The organism is Paenibacillus sp. FSL M7-0656, from assembly GCF_038003225.1.
In the GTDB taxonomy this organism is placed as follows: Bacteria; Bacillota; Bacilli; order Paenibacillales; family Paenibacillaceae; genus Paenibacillus; species Paenibacillus amylolyticus.
Window position 1 is genome coordinate 68,071 of sequence record NZ_JBBOOT010000001.1, and the last position, 18,767, is coordinate 86,837.

The following is an 18,767-nucleotide window of genomic DNA, read 5'->3' on the forward strand; positions in this document are numbered from 1 at the left end:
TTATATTTTAGTACAATGTATTAAAAAGATTATAGCACAGTGTATTACAAAAAGAGAGGTTTGTTGTATAATGTTGTCATGCCAAAAATCGTAGATCATGAAGCTCAAAGGAAAATCGTTGCTGATGCAGCCATCCGGGTCATTCAAGAGCATGGACTTGAGCATGCTACCGTTCGGAATATAGCAAAGGAAGCGGGACTATCTGTAGGTTCCATGCGTCATTATTTTGCCACACAGGCCGAATTATTCACCTTTTGCATGAATCTTTTTGCAGAACGGGTACAGAAAAGGGTGGAGGCGTTACAGATGAGTGGATCTGTACTGCAGGATATGAAGAATCTGCTCTTGCAATTTCTCCCGTTGGACGAAGATAGAATGATGGAAATGGAGGTCTGGTTTTCGTTTACAGCCAAATTATTGGTGTACCCCGAATTAAAAAAGTTAAGTGATCAGATGCATCAAGGGATGTATCGATCGGTTCAATGGGTAATACAGGAGTTGCACAAGCGGGGGATGACACATCCTGAACTGGATGCCGAGATGGAGATAGAGAAGTTATATGCTCTGGTGGATGGGCTCGCAATACATATGTTAATGCAGCCAGATAGACTTACGGTAAAACGAGTGGAACAAGTGATTGAACAGCACTTTAGCATGCTTTGTCAAACTTAATCTTACGTTGTCTGAAGAAGGGTTATTTCCTTTTATAAGGGAGTAATCCTTCTTTTTATGAAAATATGGCAGGTATGCAGGATATGACGAAGAATTAAGAATGAGAATGTAATGAATACATAGACAAGTAGGTGAACAACAAAATGTTGAATGCAGTAGAGCTGACAACAAAAGTAGAAGAAGTCATGGAACGCGTGAATTTTTCGGGTGTTGTATTACTCCAGCAAGCCGGGAAAACCCTTTTGAATATGAAACGTGGTTATGCAAATCGTAGCGAAGAGCTAGCCAATCAGGTGGACACACGCTTTGGGATTGCATCAGGATGTAAGATTTTCACGGCAGTGAGTATATGCCAACTAATTGAAGCGGGCAAGTTGTCTGCGGATTCCAAGCTTACGGATGTATTGGATGTGGAGTTTCCACTGTGGGACAAAGGGATCACCATCCAGCAGTTGTTAACACACACGTCAGGCATTCCTGATTATTTCGATGAAGAAGTGATGGATGACTTTTCAGAATTATGGAAAGACAGACCCGTCTACGCGATGCGGCGTTTAAGTGACTTTCTGCCCATGTTTCAGCATCTGCCAATGAAGTCTGCTCCGGGTGAACGTTTTCATTATAACAATGCGGGTTTTATTGTGCTGGGACTTATCGTGGAACAACATTCAGGATTGTCGTTTACAGATTATGTGGAAGAGCACATTTTCAAAAGGTGTGGCATGAAGGACTCCGGTTATTTCGTAACAGATCAGCTCCCGCGTAACACAGCTTTAGGGTATATCGATCATGAAGATGGCTCCTGGAATACCAATATGTTCTCCATTCCTATCAAAGGTGGATCAGATGGTGGAGCCTATGTTACGGCACCGGATATGATTCGGTTTTGGGATGCTTTGCTGGGTCACCAATTGTTGAATGAAGAAACGGCACAGCAGTTATTAACCCCACATGCTCATCAAGAGGATGAAGAGTATTATGGGCATGGTATCTGGATTGACCGCAAGGGAGAAGCGATTTTCAAATTTCATGTCATGGGGTTTGATCCAGGAGTGTCGTTCATGTCTTCCGTGTATCGGGACTATGATCTACAACTGGTTGTGGTCTCTAATCAAGAGTCTGGTCCTTATCCAATAACAATTGCTATCGAAGAAGCTTTGGCATGACAAATAAACCCTCAACCAATGGTCAGGTTATGGCCAAAAGGTTGGGGGTTCATTGTTGAACAGGATAGAAGGATTGTTCTCCGTTTATAACATTTTCCATAGCTCAGGGGCGATTAATCGAGGGAAAACATCCAGCGGAGGTTTCTCTTTCTTTCGTTTGTCATTGGTTAACACGGTAACGAGCTCTAGCTCAGGGACAATATATACATACTGACCACCAAATCCTCGTGCGTAATAATAATGGAGATTGGGTTGGTCGTCTTCAGCAGCAATACCTTCGGAGTCAGACCTTTCGTTCGGATAGACATCCACCCACCAATGCCAAGCATAGCTGCCGTGATTCGGTGGAGTGACTGTAATAAAAGGCTGCGTCGAACGAGATACGAGATCACTTGAAATGAGAGACTCACCCTCCCACATACCTTGCTGTAGAAACAGCTGACCGAATTTGAGCAGATCTACGGGTAACATCTTAAGACCGAATCCGCCTGTATGAACACCTTGAGGGTCACTTTCCCATTCGTAATGCTTAATTCCGAGCGGGTCAAAAAGATAACGCTCTGCGAACTCGGCTACGTTCATACCTGCATTTTGCATCAGGATGGCGGATAGGATCTGTGATACTCCTGAATTGTATTCCATGTATGTACCCGGTTCATGACTTAAGCGTTGTTCCAACGCAAAATCCACCCAATGATCGGTGCGGGTCATGCGAGGGAATGAATTCTGCCCGCCGAACTCGTCCCAGTTGAATCCGGCTGTCATGGTAAGCAGTTGTTCCAGTGTGATCGCTGGTTTGCGCGGGTCAGGATCGGATGTCAACTGTGGAAAAAAGGTGGAGATTGGGGTTGATGCCTCTGGCAACAAGCCTTTATCCATCGCTATACAGATGAGGGCGGATAGCACACTCTTGGTACATGAATTGATTTTTGCAATATCAGTCGCAGCCTCTTGGTTGCGGTAGTGTTCGTACATAATCTCACCGCGTACGCTGACGAGGCAGCTTCGCAGATCCAGTTGCGGAACGATCTGTTGTAATTTGGGTGACAGTGATGAAGGATTCATAGTGTCCTTTCTGTACGGTTGATTTGTTATAGGATTTTGTAGAAATAGGTGTCCATTATCTTAGCATACTCCCGAGGTAGGGCTCAACAAGCGCTACATTATTATGTCAAAGCAAGCATGTAAAATGCGATATCCTATGAAAGCTATAAGAATCACATGCGAATATCGCATAAATTCCCAGCATTGTCTGTCAATCTTATATAATTGTCATGAGAAGAGTACCAGACATGTATAAGAGAAAGGGGTCTGTGATGTGGGAAATATAATAGAAGAATTATATTACGGTAACCTGAGACCAGAGGAGAATATTGTTCCTAAAGATTCGGAGTATCGTTCTATTCATAAGGAGATTACAGCTTATATCGAAAAATTTCAGAGCAAGCTTTCGGAGGATGACTTTAAACAGTTGGAGGAACTATTAGATATGACGGATCAAGTTCACTCTATGCATTCAAAAGAGGCTTTTGCCAGTGGTTTCAAAATTGGGACGTTGATTATGATCGAGAGTGGATACTCAAGCTAATATTCTGGTTTTTCACAATTTGTGGTTACATAGTTAACCTCTTTCCTATGAACATATGGAAGAGGTTTTTACTAATATGAATATGCCAATATAGGAAAAATATCATATGAAAAATGAACTATGTTAGTGCGTATTAAGGTTAGAAATGGTAAAATATCAATGCCTAAACATGGAACAAGTAGATGAAAGATAATTAAATATAGGAAATAGTGTAGAATCAGTGTTTTAGCAAAAAAACTTTTTAGTAAATTATAGTAATCTAATACTGAATTGAGGAATTAAACATGGCGATTATTGACGTAATTAAGTATGATGGCTCACCTGATGTGTTTGCTTGGAAACATCCCGAGACTGAACTGGGAACATGGACTCAGTTAATTGTTAATCAATCTCAACAAGCAATTCTTTTCAAGGATGGAAGAGCGCTTGATATGTTTGGACCCGGAAGGCATACGTTGAGTACTGCGAATATCCCAATCTTGAACCGACTCGTTAACCTTCCGTTCGGAGGGAAGTCACCTTTTGCAGCAGAAGTATGGTATGTCAATCAAGTAAGTGCATTGGACGTTAAATGGGGAACGGCGAATCCGATTCAGATCCAGGATCCCAAGTATAATATTATTGTTCCCGTAAGAACATTCGGACAAATGGGAATTAAAATTTCGGATTCACGAAAATTTTTGGTCAAGCTTGTGGGAACACTGCCTGAGTTTAACCAAGCTAATATGATTAATTACTTCCGTGGGTTGATTATCATGAATATTAACTCCATGTTGTCATCATATCTAATACATAGAAAAGTAAGTGTTTTGGAGATCAATGCATATATCGCCGAGATATCACGACATTTTGCAGATACGGTAGCTTCTACTTTTGAAGAATTTGGTATTGAGTTAATCAACCTGTATATTCACAATGTCAATCTGCCCGAAGAAGACCCTTCAGTCATTCGATTAAGAGAAGCGTTGGCACGCAAAGCTGAGATGGATATCATTGGGTACACATACCAGCAAGAACGTTCGTTTGATACGCTTGAAGGTGCAGCGAAAAATGAAGGAAGCATGCAGTCAGACATCATGGGCGCAGGGCTTGGTATGGGCATGGGGGTTGGTCTGGGGGGTTCTTTCAGTGGCGAGATGTCCCAGATGTCTAAAGTGATGTCTACGAAGGAAACGCCTGCAGTAAGTATATGTAAGCAGTGCCATCATCCGAATCAGGAGAACAGCTCTTTTTGCAGCAAATGTGGCAATTCATTAGCCGAAAAACCGGTAGCAACAACAGATTGCAACAATTGTGGACATGCCTTGCCAAAGGGAACCAAATTCTGTCCTAACTGTGGTGACAAATACCATGCATGTCCTTCATGTGGGGCGGATAATGCGGAGAACGCATTGGAATGTATCCAATGTCATCAACCGATGCCTAGCCCATGCCCAAATTGTAACCATATGAATTCCGGTCATACAAAATTCTGTGGCAACTGTGGCACAAGTTTGAGCTTGAAATGTAGTCGGTGCCAACATGAAGTAAAACCCGGCCAGAAGTTCTGTCTCGATTGCGGAAACAATCTGCAAGAAGGAGGACAGGCATAGTGGTGGTAAAACGGAGCAATCTCTTGATTTTAGATGTCGTCTATTTAATATGCATGTTAGTATCGTCAATCGTTTCTTTTACGGTATTTAATCATGCGCTTCTGTCGTTTTCTTTTTGGATGAATCTCGTTGCTTCTTATGTAGCGATTACGGCTATTTGGATCTACGCGCGGTTCATCATGCAAAATATGGATCGGTTTAAACGGTTTGTTCCAGGTTACACAGCTTTAGGTGTAGTATTAGGTATTTATCTGATTTGTGTGATGATCTACACGTTGTTAACAGGTTCAGCAGATCATGCGCTTCGCTGGTTCGTATTGTTACACACGGTAACGATTGCGATCGCAATTATTTTGTGCGGAATCATTATGATCTATATTCAGAGTGCGCGCCGTCATGAAACAGATGAACATACAAAAATCGCAAACTTACAATTAATCGAAAAAGCCTTGCAGCAATTGCTTCATACCATGGTGCAACATCCCGTCCTAACTGTGGAAGAAGAGCGCAAAACCGTTCAATCATTAATTGAACTTGTAAAGTATAGTGACCCAATCACTCCGGATTCCCTTGAGAAAAATGACCGCCAGATCTTGCTGGACATTGAATTGATGAACAGTGAGCTTGCAAATCAGTACGAAGCAGGGGAATTGGTAAATAGTGAACGTTTTGCTTCGCAACTATCCCAGTTAAAGTTCCGTTTGAAAGAGCGCAATCAACAGATCATGACAAGCAAATCATAAATTGCTGGAGGAAATGCCGTGAAAAGATTTTTTGGAATTATATTAATTATCATTTCGTGTCTGACGATCCTGTTCTCTTTAATCATGCTGTCTGAAGGAACGGAGATGGCCATTTTTAGTACAATTGTGTTTTTTATACCAGGGGTTATCGTACTTGTTACGGGAATTAAAATGTGTGGTCGGCCTAAATCTCGTTCTAACACTGATCAATACCATCACAATTCTAATGATAATCAATATTACGAAGATCAGCATCATGAGAAATATGAAGATAGAGAAGATGAACCTCAAGAATCTGTATCCGTGAATTGTTCAGGGTGTGGGGCCAAGGTAAAGGTATATCCTACTTTGTCTGCGGATTGTGAGTATTGTGGAACGACAATGAGGATCTCTTAAACTGCATAGGAGGAATCGTGTTGTTAAGGAAGTTATTTGGACTCTTTTTTATGTTTTATGCCATTGCGATCCCGATTGCCATGTTTAATGCAAATAATTTCAGAGGTACTAAAAATCTCATTGCTATGGCTGGATTTATGATTGTTGAATTTTTGTTTTTATATTTTGGTATTAAATTGCTTAGGAAAAAACGTGTCCCGGAACGAAAGTTTTATGGGGGAGACTATGGAGGTCATCTTGATCGCGAAAATGTGAATCCGCATACTTATTCAAGTTACAATAGCAACACCGTGAGTTACAGTAGTCATAATACAATTAACTATACAGAGATCAATTTTTCAGATAAGGAAAACACTGAAGAGAAAGCCGATGAAAAAGTTGAAGAGCCACAAAGGCCTGTTTCAGTGAGTTGTCCGGGATGTGGGGCGAAGGCAAAAGTGTTTCCTAAACAATCAACGGACTGCGAGTATTGCGGAACAACAGTTGTAGCAACTTAGAACGGTTCAGAATAGATACGTGAAGGGTTAAGCCTGATTCCTATGGAGTCAGGCTTTTTATCTCCTCTATTTAGAATCTCTAAAAGACCCTCAAACGATCAAGTCGTCATATAATTCCACGTGAGTTGCCTTAATGTAGTCCCTTTAATGAAACGTTTCGAATTCAAATTTATAATTAAGCCACATTATATTCAGTATCTGTAAGCGTTTTATTTTATTGTTTACGGAAATGGGAAATTTATGATAACATATACACGAAACGTTTCGAATCCATTTGAAGGGAGAAAATCATGAAAAAAGTAAAACAATTCAGCTTCATTTTAACTTTTTGTTTGTTAGCTAATCTAGCTTTAACTCCTATGGCTTCAGCAGGTGACTCAAGCAATTTAATTGGATTTCGAGCAGAATTGAAAGCGGTTGCATATAAGACCTATACGTTTTTTGAGGACTATACGGATCAAAATACTGGCTTGACTTACGATGAAGTACGGCACACTGAAAACGGGATAGAAGAAGCTAAACGTACCTCGCCCACAAACATCGCAATGTATATGATGAGTACGGTTTCAGCGCAACAATTGGGCATTATTTCAAAGAAAGAAGCTGTACATCGCTTGCAAACGACAATAAATTCCCTCGAGAAGTTAGAAAAGTGGAACGGCCTATTTTATAACTGGTATAACACAGATGACGGTTCGGTGAAGAAAGATTGGGGGCAATTTATTTCCCAAGTCGATAATGGCTGGTTATCCGCTGGTTTAATTGTTGTTGGGCAAGCCTATGAAGAACTTCATGGGGAAACAAGCAAGTTGGTTACAAATATGAATTATACTCCGCTATATGATCCTGAAGTCGGCCAATTCCGCGGCGGTTATGATGTGGCTAAAGGCGCGCTGACGGACCACCATTATGGGATGTTTTATACGGAACCACGTGTAGGCAGCTATATTGCTATTGGGAAAGGTGACGTTCCTCAAGATCATTGGTGGAAGATGTATCGCACATTACCTCAAGAATGGGATTGGCAAGCTCAGATTCCTCAAGGCAAATCCGTTAAGTACGATGGAGTGGATGTGTTTGAAGGAAGTTATGTATACAAGGATAAAAAGTTCGTACCAAGCTGGGGAGGTAGTATGTTTGAAGCTCTTATGCCCGGTATGGTCATAAAGGAAAAAGACCTGGGTACTCAAGCTTTGGGATTGAACAACCAGCGTCATGTCGAATTGCAAATCGAATATGCCAAAGAAAAAGGGTATGCCGCATGGGGCTTCTCACCTTCTGCCACTCCGACAGGTTACACTGAGTTTGCAGCAACGCCGTTAGGTACCTCAGGTTACAAAGATGGAGCAACGGTAACAGCACACGCAACATTCCTTGCTCTAGATTATGCCCCTGAAGCAGTTCGAAAGAACATTAAAGCTTTAAAGAACTTCAAAATGTTTGGCAAATATGGGTTCTATGACTCAGTCAATGTTGAAACGGGAGAACTTGCAAAAGCTTATCTGGCACTGGATCAAGGGATGATTATGGTGTCGATCGCCAACTATCTTCAAGATGGCGTTATCCGCGATTATTTTCACAGTGATGTGATAGGGCAGACGCCAGAAGAATTATTGAAAAAAGAAGTGTTTTCCATTCAATGAAGGGCTGCTTTAGATTAGAGCAAGATCACTAACGAAATGGGACGAAGATTAAAAGATGGGCGGAAAGAAGCAGGGTATCAGCATGCTTCGTTCCGTTTTTGCGTTTACCATTGATAATGAAGTCGCAGATCGATTAGATTATGGGATTTATTCAAAAAAAAGGAATTTACAATGGCGATTTTAAGATTTACGTTGTGGGGCATAAGCGCAAAGAAAGACGCGTACGCCTTCAGTGATGATATGTTTATTTTGTTCCTCATCTAATGTCCCGATTTTTCCCGGTTGATTGAATACCAATAAAAACGTTAATGCAGCGAAGTGCTTTGCAGCCATTTTAGGATCAATCACATGGAGCAGTCCGTTTTGTCCAAACGCTGTAAACCTTCTGATAATCCCCTCTTCAGTTGCGTTATCCAGCCTTTCAAAAAACGAGTCTGGCAGGTTGGCAGCTTCCACCATAACCAGACGGATCAAAGCCTTGTAGTCTGCCGAACCGTTTGCAGAAGCTACGATTTGCTCACAAAATAAGATGAGCGCCTGCTCAAGATCTTCGAATTTCAAGAGGTGGTCTGATATCCCTTGCTCAATCATGACCAGAACCGCTGAACTGGATTCTTCCACAACGGCAAGTAGTAGATTCTGTTTGTCGCCATAATAATCATAAACTGTCCGTTTGGAAACTCCCGCTTTAGTTGCGACCGTATCGACGCTGGAACGATCAAACCCGTCTGAAAGAAACAGCTCTCGTGCCGCCGCAATTATTTTAGCTCGCTTGTCTGAAGAGCCTTTGCGGATTTTCTTGTTTTCTGTATGATCCATTCTTACGTTTTCCCCCTTATATGTGTATTTCAGAAATGGATTAGGTCCTGCTTTACAAACTACACTGTACGGTGTAGTGTAACAAATGTAGCGTATCAAATCAATGATCAAGGAGGTTTTTATTCTTGAATACCATACCGTCTGTTGTTGATGTTCTCATTGTCGGGGCCGGACCCACAGGGCTTACACTTGCCTGCGACCTTGCCCGTCGAAACGTCAACCATCGTATTATTGAACGAAGCACCGTGTATAACGTTGCATCTCGCGCCAAAGGAATCCAGCCTCGCTCGCTTGAAGTCATTGATGAATTGGAAGCCGTTCACTACATTGTTGATACAGGTGTTGTGGACTTGCCTGTTCGTTATTATACCGCAGATGGCAGAAGTGTGGACAAGCCGACTATTACTGTTGCAGCCAGCGCCGAACTTGAGACACCCTATCGTGATCCGGTCTGGATTGCTCAATTTGATGTGGAAAAAGCGTTGCGCGACCGATATGCAGTGCTTGGCGGTCAAGTTGAGTTGGGCATGGAAGCTGTAGGGCTTGTTCAGGATGTGGATGGTGTATCGGTAACGTTGAATACAGCACAAGGAGAAGAGCAAATTCGTGCTCGTTATGTAGTCGGCGCTGACGGGGGCAAAAGCAATATACGCAAATTTATACACTTACCGTTGGTTGGGGAAACACATGATCATGAGCGATGGTATCTTGGCGATGTACGATTGGAAGGGTTAGATCGTGACCATATCCATATCTGGACTTCTTCGGAGGGGATGATCGGGGTGACGCCGCTGCCAAAATCCGATATTTGGCAACTGCAGGCTACAATTCCGGCAGCCATCGATGAACCAGAGCAGCCGTCGCTAGAGGCGTATCAAGCCATGTTTGACCGTCGTGCCGGGTCCGGACGTGTTCGGCTTACGGATGCTTCTTGGTTGTCCATCTACCGGGTCAACGTTCGTATGGTTGAATGTTACCGAAACAACCGGGTTTTCCTTGCCGGTGATGCGGCTCATGTTCATTCGCCGGCCGGTGGTCAAGGCATGAATACGGGAATACAGGACGCATACAACCTCGGCTGGAAGCTGGCGGCTGTCATACGCGGAGCAGACACCGCCTTACTCGATACCTACGATGAGGAGCGCCGCCCAGTGGCACAGGCCGTGCTCAAAGACAGCACAAAGAAAATGGGAGGCGTTATAAGAACGGCGACTGAAGGCGGAGGGTTGTCCCAATCCTTGAGCACCATATCCGACGATCTGACGAGCGGGCTTCTCATTTCCTATCGTTCAAGTTCGCTTACCCGTCCGTCTGCTCGAACAAATGCTACCCGTTTACTTCCTGGAGATCGTGCTCCTAATGCTACGGGACTACAAGGCACCGGGTTTGCAGGAAGTGTCTTTGACCTCTTGCGCGGCCCACACTGGACGCTTTTGGCTTTTGCAAACTACATCGATCCTTCTCTGAAGAACTTCACCAACGATGCACTCCATTTGCATTATATCCTTCCATCGAAGGTGGAGGGGGCGGAAGGCATAATAGACACTGCAGGGAATGCCTATCGAGTTTACGATGTCGCAAGTAAAGAACTTGTATTGATTCGTCCTGACGGTTACATCGCCTTGCGCACCTCCATTGATGATACCGCATCGATCCTGAATTACTTGAATTTGTGTGGCTTATCATAGGATCGAGCGACCCAAGGTTCTGCCCGAGTCACATCGTCTTATTGAAAATAGAGTGCAAGAAATTCTATTCATGCAAAAAAGGGTCCTGCCATTTTCATAACAGGACCCATTTTCCGTAAACAACGGTCTATTGGTAAACTAGAAATCCCTCAAACGATCAAATACCTCATATAAATCCTCGTGATTGACCTTAATCAAATCATCTTGACGCAGTTCCAAATGCTGCTGTAATTGATCCAGCAACTCCGTTAGAACAACATAAATCTCTTCCCGCTCAACAGTTTCAATAAAGCCGGTCTTGGCATCCATCTTGTTGAAGGTCTGTGTGTAGTTCTCAACCATGGAGACGAGCTGTTTGTGCATAGCTTCCTGATTATTAAAATCTTGACTTAACTGACGTATTTCCTTCAAACACTGCTTGTACAATTGAGCTGCTTTTTTGGCGTGTGCTGCCTTGATGTGGTCCCGCCCATCCCAATCCCGAAACGGATTGTTCAGGTTCTCCGCAAGCCATTCCGGTTTGCGTGCTTTGGTGATTTCCATATCAAGTCCGGCAGCAACGGATTTTTTATATCTTGTTTTGATTGATTTGGCTGCATCGGCAGGAAGGCTGGTTAGCCACAGCGTAGCCAATTGTGGAAGTTGCTCTGGATCAGGGAATTCGTCACCATTGAAGCCGAACAGGTCATATGTAGTGAAGGTTTGCATATTTGCCAAATGCTGAATCGACTCTATATGGGATACATTGCCGGGTTTACCCCACAGTCGCAACTCTGAAAGCTCAGGATAATACTGCACAAGTGGCTTCAGATTGAGCCCCGTGATATCTCTGATATACAGACCTTCAAGTCGCGAGATACCCGTAACCTGTGGCAGGCCCGATGGAACATTGAGAGTCATGCATTTACCCTCTTCATAAGCTGCGATACGCAGATCAGGAGACAGCTCACCTGTGAAATTCAGACTTTTCATCTTTGTGTTTAAAATTAATTCCTTCAACCCGCTGACATCCACAATAAGTCTGGTCAGGTGGCTCTTGCTGATATCGAGCATCGTTTGACCATGATGTATGATATGAAGTTCATTAATGAACGGGTTGTCCTCTATAAATGGAAAGATTGATTCCGTATATCCATCCATTTCAATATGTGTCAGACAAGGTAGCTTTGCGAGTTCGGCTACATCTTCAGAAGATCTAGGGCTGAAATCGCGGAGTGTACTCGTACTGCGCCGCATTACACGATCGCCAATCATCACATCTTCGTCATCATCCGCAGCTTGTTTGAACTGCGCTCTTCGGATCGCATCGATACCTTCCCATTCACGCTGGAGATAGAGACTTTCTCCGATCGGCCAGCCTCCGCCATACGTATTTGTTTCCTCGGTGTAGAGAGGGGGAATATTGCCTGCAAGCACATACTGTGAAGGAACATTAGCACTCACGAAACTATGGGCAAGTCGATCATTCCAGAAATAGAAGTTACAGATCAATGGTTTCATCTGATGAAGATGCATTTCATTAGGCAGTTGATCACCAGTCCAATCCAACTGAAGGACGGAGGCAAGCGTGTCAGAAGTTTTACCCTCTGTTTCTTTCAGTCCAGTTACCTGGCAGGCTGTATATTGTTGTAATTTTTCGACGTACACGCAGTACACATCTCCAACATTGGGGATCATGTTATGCTCCTTTCGTTCTGCATCAATCGATGCTAAGCTACTTGTAAACTAAGTATTCTGCAGAACTAATAATAGATGAATTATATCAAAGTCATTCAGAGACTACCATTTTGGATAGAGTCGAATAGGCTTGAATACTTTTATAAAAAGGAACGATGTCTATGGATACAAGTATGAGCCGCAACAAAAAACTGGGTGAGTTTTTGAAATCACGGAGGAGCCGCATTCAACCGGAACAAGTTGGATTGTCAGGATCTCATGGACAGCGAAGAACACCCGGTCTACGGCGGGAAGAAGTGGCAGTATTGGCTGGTGTCAGTGCAACGTATTACACGTGGCTCGAACAGGGTAGAGAGTTGGCGGCTTCACGAGAAGTGATGCAGAGTATAGCGAATGCGCTCCGTTTAACCCTGGAAGAGAAGAGTCATCTGTTTGACTTATGGGACCCTAATACGGAACATGAATTCCTTGCTTCGTATTCGCAACTGGAGCCAGGGTGGCAGAGCATTATTGGCCAGTTGACTCATCCTTCATTTATTACCAATGAACGTTCTGAGGTACTTGCCTGGAATGAAGCTGCAGACACGAACCTCTTCAACTTCTCGTCGATGAATGTGAATGAGCGTTTAATGATGCGGATTTTATTTCTGGATACAGCGCTCAGGGAGCGTATGCACAACTGGGAGGAATTCGCGCGGCACTCGGTAGCCGTATTCCGTACGTATTATGACAAGTATCCGAGTGACCCCGAATTTAGCAGAATCGTGAAACAATTGAGTGAAGAAAGTATAGACTTCCGAACGATCTGGAACCTGCACCAAGTTGAACTCAAACAAGTCAATCGTGTCCTGCTTGAAACGACGGATCGGGCAGATGGCGTTGTGCATGCTTACGATATCTTTTCCATGAATAATCTGAACAGCCAATCAGGCATTCATTGTTGTATTTACGTTCCTGCTGCCATATAGAAAGTTAATCAAACTGGTAATTTCTTTACTAGCATAAACAGAGTGTGGTTGGGGTCTCGGAAGTGAAATAGAATGAACTCAAGTTCATACGTATCTAGTTAACGTTTCTATTTCAAGATGAAAAGAGGGAGCCACATGCTCAAAACAAGAACACTGGGAAATGATAAATTACGAATATCTGCGCTCGGCCTGGGTGTGATGATGATGCCGGATAATGACGAATCTGTACATACCATTCAGGGTGCGCTGGATGCAGGAGTCACCATGTTTGATACGGCGGATCTTTACGGAGCGTATGAAAAACAGCAATTTGGTGGGAATGAAAAACTGCTTGGACGCGCGCTTCAAGGTCGAAGATCCAAAGCAATCGTTGCCACCAAATTTGGTATAACACACACGCAGGGCCCCAAGGGAGATCCGGCCTACATCAAAAAATCAGTAGATGCGAGTCTCTACAACCTGGGAATGGATTATATCGATCTGTATTATCAACATCGTCCTGATCCGAATACACCCATTGAAGAGACCGTAGGCACACTTGCCGATCTGGTTCAACAGGGGAAGATTCGATATATTGGTTTGTCCGAAGCGCCAGTGGAGATCATTCGGCGTGCACATGCTGTTCATCCGATTACAGCATTGCAGACCGAATATTCATTATGGAGTCGAGAGCTTGAGGATGAGATTATGCCTGTCCTGCATGAATTGAACATTGGATTGGTTCCATACAGCCCTTTGGGGCGGGGCTTCCTGACAGGTCAGATCCGTTCTATAGACGATCTGCCGGAAGATGATTATCGTCGTCACTATCCGCGTTTCCAAGGTGAGAACTTTCAGAAAAATCTGGAGGTTGTTGGATTGATCCAAGAGATGGCTAAGCAAAAAGGGTGTACGGTCTCTCAACTTGCTCTGGCTTGGTTGCTTGGAAAGGGAGAACATATCGTTCCGATCCCGGGGACTCGCAATCTGGAAAGAGTTCACGAGAACTTAGGGGCGCTACAGGTTTCGCTTACGGATGATGAGATGAACCAGATAGATCACATATCTCCCCAAGGCATTGCAGCCGGAGGCAGATTCCCTGGTCAAGTCTAGTTTGTTTATACAAGATTCTAAGAAACCTTAAAGTTCAGGATTAAAAACAATATATAACATGTGTCAACGGTATTATCTTTCTATTCTCCGGCATACAGTACAACAATGAGATGTATGCCCAAGGAGGAGAAATGATCGTATGATGAATCCGATTTTACAAGCCCCGAATGTTCCGCTGGCAGCCGATTCCAATGCGGTTGTCAATTATCAGAGGGATTCACGCAACTATGTAACCCAGTTGTTTGGAGAACAGCTGCCGACCATTGCAAATGGGTTCTTCAACGTGTACTTAAGCAAAGGAATCATTGTGCAGCCACACTGGCACACCAATGTCACGGAGATGGTTGTGGTCATCACCGGTGAAATTACAGCGTCAGTCTTTAATCCGTTTACGCGTGAACGATTGACATATCGTCTGAAACCAGGTCAGGTTGTGGTATTTCCGAAAGGCTGGTTTCACTGGTTTGTGGCTGAGACAGATGATGTATATGTATTAACTATCTTCGATCAACCAACGCCTGATATTGTATTTGGAGCGGATTTCTTGGCAGCTACACCGCCGGAAGTGGCTCACCGCGCGTACTGTTTGGATGAAGAGGCATATGCGAGAGCTGTTGCTTCCATTAAAAATGATGCGATTCTGGGCCCTCCAATAGGGTGTGATACGCAGGTTTCTGATCAATCGACTTCACCTTCCAAGACGTCCGTGTCACCATCCAATAAGCTGAAATCTTAATTCAAGATTCCTTATTTATTATCAAAGTACACAGCCTGTAACTGGAGAATATCAGTTGCAGGCTTTTTGATGTGTCGATGTAATAATCGTATGAAGTCCATGGAGGGGTTGGTATTATATTAGAAAAAAATTCAAAATGCCTGAGTCAGTGGGTTACGTTCTCTGTTAGTATAGTATGAACATCCAACAAAAACGGAGGACTCATGAATGAACATGTCAGAAATGAAAACGCTTGAAACTGCAATGAGTTATGCACCTATTTTGATGTTTGACAGAGCCGAACCCTTTTATCCTGATTTTGTTGGCATTTCTGTGTTGCATCAATCGGGGTCTTCACCATCGTTCAGAAGGGACATTAAGTTTCCGACCGAGGTAGTACAATATGTAATTGAATATGCAATCTGGTGGGATTATGAGATTGGACATCTGTATGAAATGGAGCATGTATGGGTTTATGTGGGTCATGACGGAGAGGTAGTAGACTGTGAAGCCAGCTTTCATGGGAAGGTGCTGCGTGGATTATTGAAGGAACGGGTCAATGTGGTTGGACATCATGTATGTCTGTACTCACAGCCTGGCAAACATGCTTTCTCACCACTTCCGGTTGTATTTGAGTTATTGCCAAACCTGTATAGTGCAGCAGGTGCCGAAGCTGGATGTGATGGGCTACTTGTGAATGAGTTGTTTCAAGATTATTTTGAAACAAATGAACAGATCGATGCTCAGGTGGAGCGTTATCTCCAGACCAAAGCGTTTGTACCTACCATGGAGTTCGAAGAATATTTACTAAAACCGGAGATGTTCATGACGTGGGATAATCTGTTTGGAATTATTCCGCACAGGATTAAGGACCGCTTAATTGAACTGGAGCAGCTATATAACACATAAATAATTAGTTTTAAACGGGTTTTATGTTAATTTAAAGTGTATTTTTTCGCTTCAGAACCAAACTTTGTTGATTCGGGTTTGGTTTTTTTTATGGGAAAAAGGACTCAGTATAAGTAATCATTTATTAGACTTAGGTCTTGAAATGTTGAGTGTGTACAGCAAAAATACATAATTTTTTGTGTGGACAATGATATTTGTTAGGCGTAAGAACTATATAAATTCTTGTATAAATATAAGAAGATCATCTCACATGAAATTTTTGTATGGAGATGTATGTGAAAGTCAATGCAGAATGCTGAATATACGTGTATGTGTAAGTATAAATAACCGTTAAATAGGTAAAAAGTATAAATTATATTAAAAAGAAGATTCTTTATATCTGAAATAAAAATTCATAATAGTGCAAATTTATAGAAATAAAAATCTCCTATTCAGTTTTAATATATTTATGTCGAAATAGATCGTAAGTTGTCTGGAGCGCGACCTAGAGAAGGGTTTACCAAGCGTTATATACATAACTGGACACTACGATGCCTAGGAGGAGATTACATGAAGTGGTTTGGAAATTTGAAAACAGCAACAAAGATTATCTCAGCGTTTTTAGTTGTGTCGATAATCCTTGCGGCGCTTGGCGTCTACTCTGTAGTAACATTGAGAAGTACGAATGAACGAATGCAAGAGATGTATAACAACAATCTAATCTCTGTCAAAGAATTATCATCTGCTCAGATTGATTATCAAAGAATGCGTGTGAATGTGCGTGATTTGAACTTCGAAACCGTTGAAGCTGAAAAAACTCGGATCACGGAAAACATTGCTTCGATTCGTCAGAGTGTGAATGATCGCCTGACCATCTATCGTCCGCTTGCAACAACCCCTGAAGAAATAGAGTTACTCCGTAATTTTGATGCGGAATATCCAGGATATTTAACAATGTTTGAACGAGCAACTAATCTGGCTGTCGCAGATGATCAAAGTGCCTTTAATACCTTCCTTAAATCTGAGCTTAAACCACAAGGAGACAGGATTGTAGAACTCCTTACCAATTTGATTGACGTTAATGAAAGTTTGGCTGAACAGGCGAATATACAATCTCAGGCTGCCTATTCACAAGCATTTAAAGTAACAATAATTCTTGTGGTTCTGTCCGTACTTTTCAGTATTCTCATTGGATATATCATCTCTCGCTCCATTTCGAAGCCACTCATGGCCATGTTGGGCCTAGCTACGGAAGTTGCCAACGGAAATCTGACCCTTAAGTCAGACATCTCCAGCAAAGATGAAGTGGGTCAACTAGCCGCGGCACTGAATCAGATGGTCGATAATCTGAAAGAGTTAATTAACAATATCGTGATGAACTCCCAAAGTGTTGCTGCTTCTTCGGAACAGATCTCAGCCAGCACACAGGAAATTGCGAGCACCAGCACGAGCCAATCCAGTGAGGCGGGGAATATCTCCGAATTGTTCAAGGAGCTTTCACTTGCGATTAACTCCGTTGCTGCAAGTGCGGAAGAAGCGGCTGAACTGTCCAACGATACGGTGAAGACTGCCCGTGAAGGTGGACTTGTTGTACAGACTTCATTGGAAGGTATGCAGGCTGTTAATACAAAAATGACCAAACTTGAAGACGATTCTCGTAAAATCGGTGACATCATTGAAGTGATTGACGATATCGCTGAGCAGACCAATCTGCTCGCACTGAATGCTGCAATTGAAGCGGCACGTGCCGGAGAACAAGGACGAGGATTCGCTGTAGTAGCAGATGAAGTCCGGAAGCTTGCCGAACGAAGTGGCGAGGCGACCAAAGAAATTACAGCCATCATCAAAGCAATGCAGGAAAATACGAGACAAAGTGTGCAAGCCGTAGCAGCCAGTGTTGAGCAGTCTTCCGTGACTGGACAGGCGTTTGATCAGATCATTGACATGGTCAATAACTCCTCACAGAAAGTAAACGAAATTGCTGCTGCATGTGAAGAGGAAGCAGCCCAAGCCGCAGAGGTGATGAGCTCTGTTGAATCCATCTCGGCTTCCAGTGAGGAATCCGCTGCAGCGTCTGAAGAGACAGCGGCAACATGCCAGTCTTTGGCACATCTTGCGGAAGAACTGGCGAATTCGGCAGCTGCCTTCAAAACAAATTAATAAAATTGAATTGAGGGTGAATTGATGTCTTCACTTCAGAAGGAACAATATATTGAACTGTCTGTAGGTGCAGAGACTTGCGCCATTCGAATCGAAGAAATTCACGAAATTATTAAAATGCTGAGCATCACAGATATTCCATTCAGCCGCCCAGAGATCAAAGGGGTAGTTAATCTGCGTGGCAAGGTTGTATGTGTGATGAGTCTGCGGAACCTGCTGGGTATGCCGGATGAACCGGACACCAGAGCAACGCGTATTATCGTAGTTCGACATCAGGAAGAGTATATTGGCTTGATCGTGGATCGGGTGAACAAGGTAACCACATATTCGGAAATACATCCGCCAACCGGCGGATATGGTCGTAACCGTGAAGGTTTATTCCATGGTGTGGGTCAACAGGAAGACAAGCTTGTGGGCATTTTGAAACTGGACGAAATATTGGGCGGTTAGGGAGGTATATACG

18 protein-coding genes are annotated in these 18,767 nt (G+C 43.1%); 15 read left to right on the forward strand and 3 right to left on the reverse strand.

Going from position 1 to position 18,767, the window contains the following annotated elements; translation table 11 throughout:
- The first annotated feature begins 78 nt into the window (after positions 1-78).
- Both MHI01_RS00325 and MHI01_RS00330 read left to right on the forward strand, forming a co-directional pair.
- Positions 79-672 (forward strand): TetR/AcrR family transcriptional regulator, encoded by a 594-nt coding sequence (locus MHI01_RS00325; protein WP_340982236.1) that lies wholly within the window; start codon positions 79-81, stop codon positions 670-672.
- 143 nt (positions 673-815) lie between these two features.
- Positions 816-1,838: a serine hydrolase domain-containing protein gene (locus tag MHI01_RS00330; RefSeq protein WP_340984811.1), complete on the forward strand. Its 1,023-nt coding sequence runs from the start codon at positions 816-818 to the stop codon at positions 1,836-1,838.
- A gap of 84 nt (positions 1,839-1,922) precedes the next feature.
- Here MHI01_RS00330 and MHI01_RS00335 read toward each other — a convergent pair whose 3' ends face one another.
- Positions 1,923-2,903: a serine hydrolase domain-containing protein gene (locus MHI01_RS00335; protein ID WP_340982237.1), complete on the reverse strand. Its 981-nt coding sequence runs from the start codon at positions 2,901-2,903 to the stop codon at positions 1,923-1,925.
- Between the two features lie 253 nt (positions 2,904-3,156).
- Between MHI01_RS00335 and MHI01_RS00340 the strand changes: the two genes are divergently transcribed.
- From MHI01_RS00340 to MHI01_RS00365, 6 genes are all read left to right on the forward strand, one after another.
- Positions 3,157-3,426, forward strand: a complete 270-nt coding sequence (locus MHI01_RS00340; RefSeq protein ID WP_340982238.1) for a DUF6809 family protein — start codon at positions 3,157-3,159, stop codon at positions 3,424-3,426.
- A 284-nt stretch (positions 3,427-3,710) separates the two neighbouring features.
- Positions 3,711-5,018, forward strand: coding sequence for an SPFH domain-containing protein (locus tag MHI01_RS00345; protein ID WP_340982239.1), 1,308 nt, complete (start codon positions 3,711-3,713; stop codon positions 5,016-5,018).
- A 53-nt stretch (positions 5,019-5,071) separates the two neighbouring features.
- Positions 5,072-5,761 carry a hypothetical protein gene (locus MHI01_RS00350; RefSeq protein WP_340982240.1) on the forward strand — a complete coding sequence of 230 codons (690 nt, stop codon included), beginning with the start codon at positions 5,072-5,074 and terminating at the stop codon, positions 5,759-5,761.
- An 18-nt stretch (positions 5,762-5,779) separates the two neighbouring features.
- On the forward strand, positions 5,780-6,157 hold the full coding sequence (locus MHI01_RS00355; RefSeq protein ID WP_340982241.1) for a hypothetical protein: 378 nt from the start codon (positions 5,780-5,782) through the stop codon (positions 6,155-6,157).
- A gap of 20 nt (positions 6,158-6,177) precedes the next feature.
- Positions 6,178-6,654 carry a hypothetical protein gene (locus tag MHI01_RS00360; protein WP_340982242.1) on the forward strand — a complete coding sequence of 159 codons (477 nt, stop codon included), beginning with the start codon at positions 6,178-6,180 and terminating at the stop codon, positions 6,652-6,654.
- A 290-nt stretch (positions 6,655-6,944) separates the two neighbouring features.
- The gene (locus MHI01_RS00365; RefSeq protein WP_340982243.1) at positions 6,945-8,297 is read left to right on the forward strand and encodes a glucoamylase family protein; all 1,353 of its coding nucleotides are present in this window, start codon (positions 6,945-6,947) and stop codon (positions 8,295-8,297) included.
- A gap of 180 nt (positions 8,298-8,477) precedes the next feature.
- Here the strand turns inward: MHI01_RS00365 and MHI01_RS00370 are convergent, their stop codons facing one another.
- Positions 8,478-9,116, reverse strand: a complete 639-nt coding sequence (locus MHI01_RS00370; RefSeq protein WP_127549474.1) for a TetR/AcrR family transcriptional regulator — start codon at positions 9,114-9,116, stop codon at positions 8,478-8,480.
- A gap of 125 nt (positions 9,117-9,241) precedes the next feature.
- Here MHI01_RS00370 and MHI01_RS00375 point away from each other — a divergent pair, with 125 nt between their 5' ends.
- A complete protein-coding gene (locus MHI01_RS00375) occupies positions 9,242-10,804 on the forward strand; it encodes an FAD-dependent monooxygenase (RefSeq protein ID WP_340982244.1) in 1,563 nt (520 codons plus the stop codon).
- A 138-nt stretch (positions 10,805-10,942) separates the two neighbouring features.
- Here MHI01_RS00375 and MHI01_RS00380 read toward each other — a convergent pair whose 3' ends face one another.
- Positions 10,943-12,481 (reverse strand): hypothetical protein, encoded by a 1,539-nt coding sequence (locus MHI01_RS00380; protein WP_340982245.1) that lies wholly within the window; start codon positions 12,479-12,481, stop codon positions 10,943-10,945.
- A gap of 161 nt (positions 12,482-12,642) precedes the next feature.
- Between MHI01_RS00380 and MHI01_RS00385 the strand changes: the two genes are divergently transcribed.
- The 6 genes from MHI01_RS00385 (at position 12,643) to MHI01_RS00410 (ending at position 18,754) form a co-directional block, all read left to right on the forward strand.
- Positions 12,643-13,449, forward strand: a complete 807-nt coding sequence (locus tag MHI01_RS00385) for a helix-turn-helix transcriptional regulator (protein WP_255319878.1) — start codon at positions 12,643-12,645, stop codon at positions 13,447-13,449.
- Positions 13,450-13,584: 135 nt separating this feature from the next.
- Complete coding sequence (locus MHI01_RS00390; RefSeq protein ID WP_340982246.1) at positions 13,585-14,541, forward strand: aldo/keto reductase; 957 nt, start codon at positions 13,585-13,587, stop codon at positions 14,539-14,541.
- A gap of 139 nt (positions 14,542-14,680) precedes the next feature.
- The gene (locus tag MHI01_RS00395) at positions 14,681-15,277 is read left to right on the forward strand and encodes a cupin domain-containing protein (protein WP_036613444.1); all 597 of its coding nucleotides are present in this window, start codon (positions 14,681-14,683) and stop codon (positions 15,275-15,277) included.
- Positions 15,278-15,484: 207 nt separating this feature from the next.
- The gene (locus MHI01_RS00400) at positions 15,485-16,165 is read left to right on the forward strand and encodes a hypothetical protein (RefSeq protein ID WP_340030638.1); all 681 of its coding nucleotides are present in this window, start codon (positions 15,485-15,487) and stop codon (positions 16,163-16,165) included.
- A 549-nt stretch (positions 16,166-16,714) separates the two neighbouring features.
- Positions 16,715-18,304 (forward strand): methyl-accepting chemotaxis protein, encoded by a 1,590-nt coding sequence (locus MHI01_RS00405; protein WP_340982247.1) that lies wholly within the window; start codon positions 16,715-16,717, stop codon positions 18,302-18,304.
- Between the two features lie 24 nt (positions 18,305-18,328).
- On the forward strand, positions 18,329-18,754 hold the full coding sequence (locus MHI01_RS00410) for a chemotaxis protein CheW (protein ID WP_017687852.1): 426 nt from the start codon (positions 18,329-18,331) through the stop codon (positions 18,752-18,754).
- Positions 18,755-18,767 lie beyond the last annotated feature (13 nt).